This window comes from Pseudomonas sp. KSR10 (assembly GCF_022355455.1).
GTDB lineage: Bacteria > Pseudomonadota > Gammaproteobacteria > Pseudomonadales > Pseudomonadaceae > Stutzerimonas > Stutzerimonas stutzeri_E.
Genome location: NZ_JAKOEN010000004.1, coordinates 21,988 through 34,163 on the forward strand (window position 1 = coordinate 21,988; position 12,176 = coordinate 34,163).

At 61.5% G+C, this 12,176-nt stretch carries 12 protein-coding genes; 7 read left to right on the top strand and 5 right to left on the bottom strand.

Translation table 11 applies throughout. The annotated features are described in order from the left end of the window. Positions 1-27: 27 nt before the first annotated feature. A complete protein-coding gene (locus MCB86_RS00935; RefSeq protein ID WP_239609151.1) occupies positions 28-1,143 on the bottom strand; it encodes an SMP-30/gluconolactonase/LRE family protein in 1,116 nt (371 codons plus the stop codon). 385 nt (positions 1,144-1,528) lie between these two features. Here MCB86_RS00935 and MCB86_RS00940 point away from each other — a divergent pair, with 385 nt between their 5' ends. After that, on the top strand, positions 1,529-3,892 hold the full coding sequence (locus MCB86_RS00940; protein ID WP_239609153.1) for a DNA polymerase II: 2,364 nt from the start codon (positions 1,529-1,531) through the stop codon (positions 3,890-3,892). A 10-nt stretch (positions 3,893-3,902) separates the two neighbouring features. Here MCB86_RS00940 and MCB86_RS00945 read toward each other — a convergent pair whose 3' ends face one another. Next, on the bottom strand, positions 3,903-4,622 hold the full coding sequence (locus MCB86_RS00945; protein WP_045161797.1) for a glycosyltransferase: 720 nt from the start codon (positions 4,620-4,622) through the stop codon (positions 3,903-3,905). After that, positions 4,615-5,295 carry a DUF2064 domain-containing protein gene (locus tag MCB86_RS00950; RefSeq protein WP_239609154.1) on the bottom strand — a complete coding sequence of 227 codons (681 nt, stop codon included), beginning with the start codon at positions 5,293-5,295 and terminating at the stop codon, positions 4,615-4,617. Before MCB86_RS00950 ends, MCB86_RS00945 begins: the two co-directional genes overlap by 8 nt. A gap of 127 nt (positions 5,296-5,422) precedes the next feature. Between MCB86_RS00950 and arsS the strand changes: the two genes are divergently transcribed. The 5 genes from arsS to MCB86_RS00975 all read left to right on the top strand — a co-directional run bounded on the left by arsS (position 5,423) and on the right by MCB86_RS00975 (position 10,348). Continuing rightward, a complete protein-coding gene (arsS, locus tag MCB86_RS00955; RefSeq protein ID WP_239609155.1) occupies positions 5,423-6,400 on the top strand; it encodes an arsenosugar biosynthesis radical SAM (seleno)protein ArsS in 978 nt (325 codons plus the stop codon). Positions 6,401-6,597: 197 nt separating this feature from the next. Continuing rightward, positions 6,598-6,999, top strand: a complete 402-nt coding sequence (locus tag MCB86_RS00960; RefSeq protein WP_045161800.1) for an MbcA/ParS/Xre antitoxin family protein — start codon at positions 6,598-6,600, stop codon at positions 6,997-6,999. Continuing rightward, positions 6,999-7,673, top strand: coding sequence for an RES family NAD+ phosphorylase (locus MCB86_RS00965; protein ID WP_045161802.1), 675 nt, complete (start codon positions 6,999-7,001; stop codon positions 7,671-7,673). The genes MCB86_RS00960 and MCB86_RS00965 overlap by 1 nt, the downstream gene beginning before the upstream one ends. A 95-nt stretch (positions 7,674-7,768) precedes the next feature. Continuing rightward, complete coding sequence (locus tag MCB86_RS00970; protein ID WP_239609156.1) at positions 7,769-7,978, top strand: DUF3079 domain-containing protein; 210 nt, start codon at positions 7,769-7,771, stop codon at positions 7,976-7,978. 276 nt (positions 7,979-8,254) lie between these two features. Next, positions 8,255-10,348: a bifunctional diguanylate cyclase/phosphodiesterase gene (locus tag MCB86_RS00975; RefSeq protein ID WP_239609157.1), complete on the top strand. Its 2,094-nt coding sequence runs from the start codon at positions 8,255-8,257 to the stop codon at positions 10,346-10,348. 36 nt (positions 10,349-10,384) lie between these two features. On the opposite strand, the gene MCB86_RS00980 is transcribed toward MCB86_RS00975, so the two are convergent. Both MCB86_RS00980 and MCB86_RS00985 read right to left on the bottom strand, forming a co-directional pair. After that, positions 10,385-11,062 carry a TIGR04211 family SH3 domain-containing protein gene (locus MCB86_RS00980; protein WP_239609158.1) on the bottom strand — a complete coding sequence of 226 codons (678 nt, stop codon included), beginning with the start codon at positions 11,060-11,062 and terminating at the stop codon, positions 10,385-10,387. A 288-nt stretch (positions 11,063-11,350) separates the two neighbouring features. Continuing rightward, positions 11,351-11,659 (bottom strand): hypothetical protein, encoded by a 309-nt coding sequence (locus MCB86_RS00985; RefSeq protein ID WP_239609159.1) that lies wholly within the window; start codon positions 11,657-11,659, stop codon positions 11,351-11,353. A 181-nt stretch (positions 11,660-11,840) separates the two neighbouring features. On the opposite strand from MCB86_RS00985, the gene MCB86_RS00990 reads away from it, so the two are divergent. After that, entirely contained in the window at positions 11,841-12,167 is a 327-nt protein-coding gene (locus MCB86_RS00990; protein WP_239609162.1) for a hypothetical protein, read from the top strand. Positions 12,168-12,176: the final 9 nt, after the last annotated feature.

A 12,176-nucleotide genomic window follows, 5' to 3' on the forward strand; every position in this document is an offset into this window, starting at 1 on the left:
GGATCGGCCACCTCCGCCTAGGCTCGGTCAGGCGCCGTACTTGCCGAACGCCGCGTCACGCGTGTTGACGTACAGCGCGTACAACGAATGGCTGCTGGCCATGAACAGCCGGTTGCCCTTGCTGCCGCCGAAGCAGAGATTGGCGCAGCGCTCCGGCAGCCTGATCTTTCCGATCGCCTTTCCCTGTGGATTGAAGATCATCACGCCATCCAGATCGGCGGTCACGGCTTCCGGTGAGCCCGAGCTGCCCCAGCCGCACCACAGGTTGCCATCCTCGTCGCACTTGATGCCATCCAACGCGCCGAAGGCAGGCGCCTCGATGTGCTTGCGACGCTCGCCCAGCGTGCCGTCCGCGTTGACCGGGTAGGCCCAGACCAGCCGATTGGGCTTTGCCCGGCCTTCGACGACATACAGCGTCTTCTGGTCGGGCGAGAAGCACAGTCCGTTGGGGCCGGCGATCGAGTCGATCACGCGGGTCACGGCACCGGTTTCGCCATCGATGCGATAGACGGCGTCCGGCAGCTCGGTTTGAATCTTGTGTCCCTCGTAGAAGTTGCTGGTCTGGAAAGGCGGGTCGGTGAACCAGATCGATCCGTCTTGCTTGACCGCCAGATCGTTCGGCGAATTGAAACGTTTGCCTTCGAACTGATCGGCCAGCACCGTGATGCTGCCGTCCGGCTCGGTGCGTGTGACGCGACGGCCTTGGTCATTGGTCGTCGAGCCTTCGCAGGCCAGCAGCCGTCCTTGCAGATCGCGGCTCAGGCCGTTGGAATGATTCGAGGGCTGGCGATAGACGTCGAACGAACCGGTGATCTCATCCCAGCGCATGATGCGATTTTCCGGAATGTCGCTGACCAGCAGGTAACGGCCATCGCCGACCCAGACCGGGCCCTCGGCCCAGCGCATGCCGCTGGCGATCTTCTCGACGCTGGCGTTGAACAACCGATATTTGGTGAAACTCTCATCGAGGATTTCGACGAGTTCATCCGGGTAGCGCTGGGTCAATGGTTCGGCCAAGGCGAGCCGGGGCAGGCCCAGGCTGCCCATCGAGGCGATTCCAGCCGACACCATCAGCGAGTTTTTCAGGAAGGCTCGGCGGGCATTGCGTGGGTCGTTGGCGGAATCGTCATTCGTTGTGGTCATGGCGTGCGTCCTACGTGAAGTTTTTATGGGCGAGCGAGCCCGTTCCACCGGGATAGGCGGTCAGGCGATACGCGAGGGGTCAGCTATTCAGTCGAGGCGGGCTATGTGCGTGGCGCAACAACGGCAGAACGCGCTCGGCGGTCGGGCGTGGAGAAGGGGGCATGCGACTATCCATTGTTATTGTAGGGTGATGTTGTCGTACAACCTCGATGAGTATTGTTAGGGTATGACCGCTTGTCAAAGCCTATTCTTGCTGATGAACGAAGATCTTTAACGCCTTCTGTATCTTGTTCGACGTCGTATGAGTTGGTTCGACTCGTTTGTCGCCTTCGCTTGGACGTTGCCACGTAGAATGGGCGCCCCGAAAGAATAAGGACGGCGGACGGTGAATCTGCAACAGGGCTTTGTCCTGACCCGACATTGGCGCGACACGGCGGCCGGTACCGAGGTGGAGTTCTGGGTGGCCACCGATACCGGCCCGCGTCGTCTGCGCGTGCCTTACCAACCGTCGGTTGCCTTCATTCCGGCGGCACAGCAGCGCAAGGTTGAAATCCTGCTCAAGGGCGAGCGCGACGTCGAGCTGCGTCCGCTGAGCCTGACCGACTTCCGCCATCGGCCGGTGGTCGGGTTGTATTGCAAACAGCACCGCCAGTTGATGAATCTCGACAAGCGTCTGCGCGGGGCGGGGCTTGACGTCTACGAGGGGGACATCCGACCGCCGGAGCGCTATCTGATGGAGCGGTTTATCACCGCACCGGTCAGCTTTACCGGCCGGCCGGATACGCAAGGCGTTCTCGTCGAGGCGCAGATCAAGCCGGCACCGGATTATCGGCCACCACTCAGGCTGGTCTCGCTGGATATCGAAACCACCATGCGCGGCGAGCTGTACTCCATTGCCCTGGAGGGCTGCGGCCAGCGCCAGGTCTATATGCTCGGCCCGGCCAACGGCGATGCCAGTACGGTGGATTTCCAGCTGGAGTATTGCGACAGCCGCAAGCAGTTGATCGAGTGCTTGAACAATTGGCTGGCGCGGCACGATCCGGATGTGATCATCGGCTGGAATCTGGTGCAGTTCGATCTGCGTGTACTGCGCGAACAGGCCCAGCGCTATCAGGTGCCGCTGCGTTTGGGGCGCGGCGGTGAGGAGATGGCCTGGCGCGAACACGGCAGCCGCAGCAATCATTTCTTCGCAGCAGCGGCGGGGCGGCTGATCATCGATGGCATCGAGGCGCTGCGTTCGGCGACTTGGAGTTTCCCCTCGTTCAGCCTGGAGAACGTCGCTCAGACGTTGCTCGGCGAGGGCAAGGCGATCGATACGCCTTATCAGCGCATGGACGAGATCAACCGTATGTTCGCCGAGGACAAGCCGGCGCTGGCGCGTTACAACCTCAAGGATTGCGAACTGGTCACGCGGATCTTCGACAAGACCGAGCTGCTGACTTTTCTGCTCGAGCGCGCCACGGTCACTGGCTTGCCCGCCGATCGCATGGGTGGCTCGGTGGCCGCGTTCGAGCATCTTTACATCCCGCTGATGCATCGCCAGGGCTTCGTTGCGCCCAACCTCGGTGAGCGGCCACCGGAAGCCAGTCCCGGTGGCTTCGTGATGAACTCCCAGCCGGGCCTGTACGAATCGGTGCTGGTGCTGGATTACAAGAGCCTGTATCCGTCGATCATCCGCACCTTTCTCATCGATCCGGTGGGGCTGGTCGAAGGCATGCGCAATCCTGACGACAGCAACTCGGTACCGGGCTTTCGCGGTGCCCGTTTCTCACGCGACCGGCATTGCCTGCCGGCCATCGTTGAGCGTGTCTGGGAAGGGCGCGAAGCTGCCAAGCGCGAGGGCAACAAGCCCTTGTCCCAGGCGCTGAAGATCATCATGAATGCCTTCTACGGCGTGCTCGGCTCCAGCGGTTGCCGGTTCTTCGACCCGCGCCTGGCCTCATCCATCACCCTGCGCGGGCACGAAATCATGCGCCGCACCCGCGAGCTGATCGAAGCTGAAGGCTACAGCGTGATCTATGGCGACACCGACTCCACCTTCGTCTGGCTCAAGCAAGCACACCGCGACGAGGATGCGGCGCGCATCGGCCGGCAACTGGTGCAGCAGATCAATGGGTGGTGGCGCGAGCATCTTCAGCGTGAGTACGGCCTGCAAAGTGCGCTGGAGCTGCAGTTCGAAAGCCACTTCAAGCGCTTCCTGATGCCGACCATTCGCGGCGCCGAAGAAGGCAGCAAAAAACGCTATGCCGGCCTGGTCACCCGCCCGGACGGCAGCGACGGGCTGGTGTTCAAAGGCCTGGAAACGGTGCGCACCGACTGGTCGCCGCTGGCCCAGCAATTTCAGCAGGAGCTGTACCGGCGCATCTTCAACCGCGAACCCTATCAGGACTACGTGCGCGACTATGTACGCCGCACCCTGGACGGTGAGCTGGACGAGTTGCTGATCTTGCGCAAGCGATTGCGCCGGCGCCTGGATGACTATGAACGCAACGTCCCGCCACATGTACGCGCCGCACGGATTGCCGATGACTACAACCTGCAGCAGGGCCGTCAGCGGCAATACCAGAATGGTGGCTGGATCAGCTATCTGATTACCGTGGGCGGCCCGGAGCCTCTGGAAGTGCGGCGCGCGGCAATCGATTACGACCACTACGTGACACGCCAGCTGCAGCCCATCGCCGATGCCATTCTGCCTTTCGTCGGCGACAGCTTCAGTGGTTTGATCGACGAGCAGCTCGGGCTGTTCTGATTAGCTGACTCTAGCCACCCGATCGGTCGGAGCGAGGCGCGCTGTAGCGCTCGGCGAGGCGTCCGACGGGCACGCCGCAGGCGAACTGCAGCGCCAGCAGGCGATTGCGCAGCGAGCGTCGCCACCAGCCGTCGCGCTGCCAACGGCGTGTATCGACGCGGACGCCGTCATTCATCCGTACGAACCGGCCATTTCGGCGCAAGCATTTCACCAGTTCGACCTCCTCGAACAGCGGCCAAGGGCTGTGCTGGCCGCAGCGCTGATAGGCCTCCGCCGTTACGAACAACCCCTGGTCGCCGTAGGGCACGCCGAAGTGAGTGCGCAACGTGATCAGGCGCTCGAGCAGCGCGCCCTGCCAGCCGGTTCGGCCGGCAAAGCGAAACTTGAAATAGCCTCCCACCGCACCGTCGGCGATCGCCGTCAGCATCGAGGGCAACGGGTTGCCGTGTAGCTGGGCGTCGGCATGCAGGAACCACAGCACTGGATACCGCGCATGGCTGGCGCCCAAGCGAAGCTGCGTACCGCGGCAGGGCGCGGTCGGCAGCCAGGATGCGCCATGGCGCGCGCAGAGCAATCGGCACGCCTCGCTGCTGGCGCCATCCACGACGATGATTTCGCCATTCACCTCGGTCGTTTGGAAAAGCGGGACGAGGCTGCTCAGCAGTTGCGTCAGCGCCTGCTCGTCGCGCCAGCATGGAATGATCACGCTGATTGCGCTCTGCTCAGGCATCGTGACGAGTCCCAAGTGCTTCGAGCACCGCGCGTAGGCCTCGACGCGATGGGCGCCTGTCTTCGCGCAACGCCGCGGCAAGGGGCAGCAGGTCTTGCTCATGGTCGATATCAAAGGACTCGCCCGCAATGACGACCTCATGACCTGCCCGTCGGCACAACTGCTCGAGCGCATTGCCGAGTCGATCAGTGCTCCAGGGCAGGCGGGAAAGATCTGGCCAGGGGCGATTGGAGGCCATCAGTACGACGCCGCCATCACGGGCGGCGAACAGCACGGTGTCGACCCGCTGCAGCAGCTGGGCGACGTACAGGTAGTCGGCGGGGCGCAGGGCAGGGCAGTCGCTGCCGATGAAGATCAGCTTGCGCTGGCCTTGGTCGCGTAGCGTGCGGTCCAGTTCGTTCAGGCGCTCGCCGAGATTGCCGTCTGGCTGCGCCATGCAGAGCGCCTCGCCAGCCAGCGATCGCGCCCAGTTCAGATGCTGCACGTGATCCGGTGCGATCGCCCTCGGCCCTGGCCATTGCTGCAGGTCCTCCAGTGCACAGGCGAGCAGTGCCTGAGCGATGGACAGCGCGGCATGCTGCCCGAGTGTCGCTGCCAGTCGCTGCTTGGCGTGGCCCAGTGCGGGTCTTTTACAGAGCAGGACCAGGCAGGGCATGGCAGGATCTGAGGTCAAATCGGTTTCCCCTGGAAGCAAAGGCAGAACCTTGCGCGTGCGTTGACTACGCTGATGAAACGGTTGCCGATTGCGAGCGATCTACGCGTCGGCTTCCTTGAGACGTCTTGAAGGTTGAAACATTGTCATGCGTGACACTTTACCGCTGCTCGATGCGTTGCGCTTTCCGCCGATCCGACGCAGTCGTCTGGAGGCATTGCAGGTCAATCTGACCTACCGTTGCAACCAACGCTGTCTGCACTGCCACGTCAACGCAGGGCCGACGCGCAAGGAGGCGATGACCGACGAGAGCCTGGCCCTGCTGCATCGGGTGATCGAGGCGCACCCGGTGCAGACACTCGACCTGACTGGCGGCGCGCCGGAGATGCACCCACGCTTTCGCGAGATCGTTCGGCATGCCCGCCGCGAAGGGCTGCGGGTGATCGATCGCTGCAACCTGACCATTCTGAGCGAGCCGGGTCATGAGGATCTGGCCGAGTTCCTTGCTGAACAAGGGGTTGAAGTGACGGCATCACTGCCGTGTTACTCGCAGGAAAACGTCGATAAGCAGCGCGGCGATGGCGTGTTCGAGGCGAGTATTGCCGGGCTGCGTCAGCTCAACGCGTTGGGCTATGGAAAAGAGGGCCGTGGGCTGGTGCTCAACCTCGTCTATAACCCGCAGGGGCCGTCGTTGCCGCCGCCACAGGCGCAGCTGGAAACCGACTACAAAGCGCATCTGGCCGAGGATTTCGGCATCCACTTCAATCACTTGCTGACCATCACCAATCAACCGATCGCGCGCTTCGGCAGTACATTGGTGAGCAGGGGGCAGTTCAATGACTACATGCAACTCCTGCGCGACAGCTATCGGCCTGAAAATCTCGGCGCGGTGATGTGCCGCAACCTGGTGAGCGTCGATTGGCAGGGCTACCTGTACGACTGTGATTTCAATCAGATGCTCAACCTGCCGATGTCGCTTCCCGAGCTCATCAGCCGGGACCGCGCGCACCTGCGCGATTTGCTGACGCCCTTGAGGCTGGACGGTAACTCCATCGTCACGCGTGATCACTGCTACGCCTGTACCGCTGGACAGGGATCGAGCTGCGGTGGCGCTCTAAAAAGCTGATTACCCCTTGCGTCGCCTCGAGTCGATCGAGCAAACCATTCGACCGGCCATTCTCTGATGACCTTGCACCATTCCCGTTCTGTTGTGGGTCTATCGTCAAGTTCGGAATTAATGCTATCCGCATGCGTAGTTAAACGTTGAGATTATTCATATATGGCGTAATCTGTGTCCTGTGGCAATAACCAGGCGGAGCGGAAATGAAACTCGAACAGGCGGTCAGCAAGCCAGACACTGCTTCGCCCGAGGCAGGGCGAGTCGCGCTGACGTTCTTCTTCAACCTCATGCGGTTATGGAACTGCAGCGCCGAGCAGCAGCGGATATTGCTTGGCTCGGTGGGTAATACGACTTACTTCAAGTACAAGAAACTTCCTGAAGTTCGTCTGCCGCGCGATACGCTGGAGCGTATTTCCTACCTGATGGGTATTCACAAGGCGCTGCGTATCCTTTTCAGCAATCAGGCGGAGCGGGCATATGAGTGGGTGCACAAGCCCAATGATGCCGCGCCGTTCAATGGCGTGAGCGCGCTCGATTACATGCTCGGTGGGCAGGTGGTCGATCTGGCCGATGTACGTCGCTATCTCGACTGGGTGCGGGGCTGATGCAGGAAATCCTGCCGGCCTGGCGGCGAGCGTATCGCATCATCAACAGCTCGTTCCCGCCACTGGACGTGTTCGAGGACACGCTCAGCCCGGATGACCTGGAGATCGCCTTCGCGCTGGAAGCCATGACCAACGATCGGCTGCGCGAGGAACTGGGCGCCCTGCAGCGCGTCGCGCCGGGTGACCGTGTCAGCGGGCCGGGTTCGACTGCGGTGATGGCGGCCTTTACCCATATCGGCAATGCCAGCCGCTTCAGCGACGGCAGCTACGGTGTCTATTACTGTGCCAGTTCGTTGGATGCCGCCATCGCCGAGACCAAATTCCATCAAGAGCGTTTTCTGGCAGCCACCCGCGAGGCGAACGTCGAAATCACCATGCGCGCGTACGTCAACAAGGTCGTCAAACCGCTGATCGACGTGCGCGACATGCCCGAGCTGCACCAACCCGATCCGGCCGCCTATGGCAATAGTCAGGCATTCGCCCGTGAGCAACGGGACGGCAAGACCTGGGGTTTGCTCTATCGAAGTGTGCGGTTGGAAGGGCACGAATGCGTCGCGGCCTTTCGTCCGCGGGCGGTCTCGTTGCCGGTGCAGGGGCCACATCTGCGCTACGTGTGGGATGCCCGGTCGGGCGCGATCACTCACATTCTCAAGATGAGCGAGGTATTGGTGTGAACGTCCAGGGCTGCGTTCTTGAGCCTGATCAAGTCCCTGCAAAGGACGCCTGGCTAGTCTGAAGGCTCGATTGAGATCAAGACGAGGCCCCTGAGATGGCCAAGAAATTCCCGATGAATCCTCCGCATCCCGAGCGCATCTGCTGGGGATGCGATCGATATTGTCCAGCGGATTCGCTTGCCTGCGGCAACGGCGCAGGTCGTACTCAGCATCCTGCGGAGATGATGGGTGACGACTGGTACCTGTACGGCGATTGGGGGTTCGATTTGATTGCCACCGACAAGCCGGACGAGAAAAAAGCTTAAGCCTCCGGCCTGCAACTTCTAGCTAGATATTTTTCCTAGGAAATAGCGGGTCCACCGAACCGCAGGTACACTTCGCCGCCTTTTGGCCAAGGCAGGTCGAACAACCGTTCGGCATCTGCTTCAATTGCAAACTTCAGAAAATCTCCAAGCGAACGATGAACTGGTGCGGCGGCCACGTTGCGGGTTCACCGTGGCCTCTTCGTGGGGCTGTCCGGGCGGAGCGCCGCTCGTCTCGGATCCAGACCGAACATTCGCAGCCCACGCAGGAACCTGACCATGCTAGTTGGTAGCTATAACGACGTCCTGGTGTTTTTCTCGTTCGTCGTCGCTGTGCTTGCCTCCTATACCGCGCTCGACATGGCGGGACGGGTCGCGACTGCCGAAGGTCGTGCGGCGCGCCTGTGGTGGGCCGGTGGCGCCTTCTCTATGGGCCTGGGAATCTGGTCGATGCACTTCATCGGCATGCTGGCGTTCAGTCTGCCGATTCCGCTCGGCTACGATCCGCTGATCACTGCCGGCTCGCTCGTGATTGCCATTGCTGCCTCTGCCGTTGCGCTGTGGCTGGTATGTCAGCGTGAGCTGCCCTGGTCCCGTATCGGGGTGGGGGCGTTGTTGATCGGTGCCGGAATTACCGCAATGCATTACAGCGGGATGGCGGCGCTGCGCATGCAGCCAGGCATTGACTATCACACGGGTTGGTTCATTGCCTCGGTTGCCATTGCCGTGCTCGCCTCGGCAGCCGCTTTGTGGCTGGCGTTTCGCCTGCGCGGCAATCTGGCCCACCTGAAACTCTGGCGTACATTGGCCGCCCTGGTGATGGGGCTCGCGATCACCGGCATGCATTACACCGGCATGGCAGCGGCGCGCTTTCCCGAAGGTAGCTTTTGCGGGGCTTCCATCACGGGTGTGGAAACCCATTGGCTGGCGCTGTTGGTGATCGTGCTGACCTTGGCCGTGCTGGCCATCACGCTGATCGTCTCGATTCTGGATAGCCGAATGCAATCGCGTACATCGTTGCTGGCGACTTCATTGGAGAAGGCCAACAGCGAGCTGGTCCAGCTGGCATTGCATGACAACCTCACCCGCTTACCCAACCGACTCCTGCTGGAGGATCGCCTGAGTCAGGCGTTGGAGATCGCCAAGCGCGAGCGCTCCTGCTTTGCCGTGATGTTCATGGATCTGGACGGCTTCAAGGCCGTAAACGATGCCTATGGACACCATATCGGCGATGAGCTGCTGGTTAGCGTCACTGAACGGTTGCGTTCGTGCATTCGCGCCCAGGACACACTCGCACGCCTTGGCGGAGATGAGTTCGTGTTGCTGGCGGTCGTTACAAGCCCGGATGATGCAGCGACACTGGCCGACAAGCTGGTGCAGCGCATCGACGAACCTTTTGAGCTGTCGCGCTACGAGCTCCGTGTCTCGCTCAGCGTCGGCATTGCGATATACCCCAATGATGGCGAGGGCACCCGTGATCTGCTGCTGCACGCCGACGCCGCCATGTACCACACCAAAAGCGCCGGCCGGAACGGCTACAGCTTCTTCGAACCTTCAATGAACGCCAACGCCGCGGAGCATTTGCAGCTATTGCATGACTTGCGGCTGGCCGAAGCGCGCGGTGAGTTACGCCTGCATTATCAGCCGAAGTTCGAGGCACCCGCCGGTCCCGTACGTGGCTTCGAGGCATTGTTGCGGTGGCAGCATCCGAAACGTGGCCTGCTCAGCCCTGATGCGTTTCTGCCGCTGGCTGAGAAAACCGGTCTGATCATCCCGATGGGAAAATGGGTGCTGGAGGAGGCGTGCCGACAGTTGTGCGAGTGGCATCTACAAGGCTTCAGCCAGTGGACGATCGCGGTCAACCTTTCAGCGGTGCAGTTCGACCAGCCGGATCTGCCGGGTATGGTGGCCGAGATTCTCGATCGCTATGCCATTCCGGCGGTCCAGCTGACGCTCGAAATCACCGAAACCGTTGCCATGCGTAATCCGGAAGTGACCATCGAGACGTTGGAGAAACTCACGAATCTTGGCGTCAAGGCCTCCATCGACGATTTTGGAACGGGCTATTCGAGTCTGCTCTACCTGAAGCGGTTACCCGCCAGCGAGCTGAAGATCGACCGCGCATTCGTCAAGGAAATGAGCGTTGGCAACGAAGATTCGGTCATCGTCTCGGCGATCGTTGCACTGGCCAAAGCGTTGGGTCTAGAGATAGTCGCCGAAGGTGTGGAAACACCTGAACAGCAGGCGTTCCTCACAGATCTCGGTTGTGAAACGCTCCAGGGCTTTCTGCTTGATCGACCGATGACTGCGGCACAGGTACTTGAGCGCGCCGAGCGCGCGCGGGTCGAGCCGGCCTGCACTCTCGCCGGGTAAGCAGGGGTTAACCGCACCGGCGACTCTTCAGCTTGCTCAGAACCAGCGGTCGTTGCGCTTGCGGCCGCGTGTCATCACCGGAATGATCAGCCCGGCCAGCAAGCCTGCGCCGGCGATGCTGCCGCCATAGACCATGTAACGCATCAGTACCTGATTGTTTTCGTCGCCGAGACGCGCCTGGGCATCGCGCAGATCCGATTCGGTTGCGGTGAGCGCGGTATCCAGCGCCTGGCGGCGCGCTTCTAGTTCATCAATCAGCGCCTTGCGGGAGTCGAGTGTCTCCTGCATGCCCTGTACCCGGGTCTTCCAGCTGTCGTCTATGGTGCGCAGCTCTTCGCTGAGCTCGGCAACCTTCTGCTCCAGCTCCGGCAAGCGCTCCGCCTGGCCGGGCATCTCTTGCAGATCGGCGCTGCGGATCCACACTCGGTCGCCATTTGCGCCACGAACCTGACTGTAATCGCCTTGGGTATCGAGCAATTCGACCTTCTCGCCGGACGTGAGCGAGCCAACGATGCGATAGCCGTCGGTTGGGCCGCTGCGTACGTAAGTGGTCAGGCTGTCGCTGACCCAGCGTTCATTGGTCGCTTGCTGCGCATGGGCCGGCACGATGACGGCCAGCAGGGTACCGAACAGGCTGCCACGCAACGCGCGGCGCTGCGTGGCAGATCCCGAAACACGGGTGAGAAGGGCGAGAAGATGACGGGATATGGACATGGTGGTCTTCGCGTTGACAAAAGAATGATGGCCCCGATGAACGGGCCGAAACAAAAGCGGATCCGGAGCTGGCACTGTGCCGTCAGCTTGCCGCTACGGGCGGCAGCTGGCTGGTCGGATGTGCTGATGGGTGAGCGGGAGGATGCGTTCTCTCCGGTTGAGCCTAGGCCCCACATGGTCCTGCAGACAGGACTGACAGCAGGGAGCGCTGTAGGTTCACTGAATGTTCATCATTTCATGCTAGGTCGAGCTCGTTCCGGCCAACGCTGGCCGTGCTCAGGGACGACGTTACAGCACTTCCACCGGGTGGGCCCGGATCAGAAGCTGTTCCTGGCGGAACCGGGCTTCCAGCGAGGTCCGGTAGTTGGCCCACCAGATACGGTCGAGTTCGCTGATCATGACTTCGTAGATGACCAGATCGTCGCGCACCGCTCGGCTGTCATCATCGCGCCACAGGCCGTTCGCGGGCGCACGGGCATAGGCGGTGAGCCCGCCGAACTGCTCCACCAGCTCGTTCCTCACCTCGGCGAAAAGGGCCTTGGGCAGCGCTTGTCCGTCATTGTCATAAAGGGGAAGCAGCAACTGGGTCAGGTACATGCCGCAGCTCCGATGGGCGGTGGGCTTTGTTGATCCGACCACGGGCAGGCGCGGCCGGCACTATTGCATGGAGCATGTACGGATCAACGGTACGATCAGAGACGGCGCTGATGGGCGGAGACGAATTCAGCGACGCATGCAGACTCCAAGCTATACAACGAATTGCGGGAGGTAGCTCAAGATGGAATCACCGAACCCCACGGTAGCGGCCTTGCAGAAGGCTCAGGACATCACTTCACGCTGGTCGGATGGGGAGCTGGGCGCCGAGGAAGCGCAGCAGGCACTCAAGGCTGTGTTTGACCAGTGGCAGCCTGGCAATCGGGCGTCAGAGATTGAGCAGGTAGCCGAAGTGGCGTTGACGGCATCGCGAATTGCCTTCCAGGACTGGCTGCAACGCGGTGAGAACTGCGAGGAACTGGTCACCCAGCTGCGCTGGATTCTCGACCCTTCGAAAGATGGCATCACCGATCCTGCGCTCAACGTCTACGCGCCGCAGCGCCCCGAGTGAGATCGCCCG

Bases quoted from the DNA above. Each gene is read 5' to 3' on its own strand.
- MCB86_RS00945 (WP_045161797.1), bottom strand. From the start codon at position 4,622: ATGCCTGAGCAGAGCGCAATCAGCGTGATCATTCCATGCTGGCGCGAC.
- MCB86_RS00975 (WP_239609157.1), top strand. From the start codon at position 8,255: ATGCTAGTTGGTAGCTATAACGACGTCCTGGTGTTTTTCTCGTTCGTC.
- arsS (WP_239609155.1), top strand. From the start codon at position 5,423: ATGCGTGACACTTTACCGCTGCTCGATGCGTTGCGCTTTCCGCCGATC.
- MCB86_RS00985 (WP_239609159.1), bottom strand. From the start codon at position 11,659: ATGTACCTGACCCAGTTGCTGCTTCCCCTTTATGACAATGACGGACAA.
- MCB86_RS00970 (WP_239609156.1), top strand. From the start codon at position 7,769: ATGGCCAAGAAATTCCCGATGAATCCTCCGCATCCCGAGCGCATCTGC.
- MCB86_RS00960 (WP_045161800.1), top strand. From the start codon at position 6,598: ATGAAACTCGAACAGGCGGTCAGCAAGCCAGACACTGCTTCGCCCGAG.
- MCB86_RS00980 (WP_239609158.1), bottom strand. From the start codon at position 11,062: ATGTCCATATCCCGTCATCTTCTCGCCCTTCTCACCCGTGTTTCGGGA.
- MCB86_RS00965 (WP_045161802.1), top strand. From the start codon at position 6,999: ATGCAGGAAATCCTGCCGGCCTGGCGGCGAGCGTATCGCATCATCAAC.
- MCB86_RS00990 (WP_239609162.1), top strand. From the start codon at position 11,841: ATGGAATCACCGAACCCCACGGTAGCGGCCTTGCAGAAGGCTCAGGAC.
- MCB86_RS00935 (WP_239609151.1), bottom strand. From the start codon at position 1,143: ATGACCACAACGAATGACGATTCCGCCAACGACCCACGCAATGCCCGC.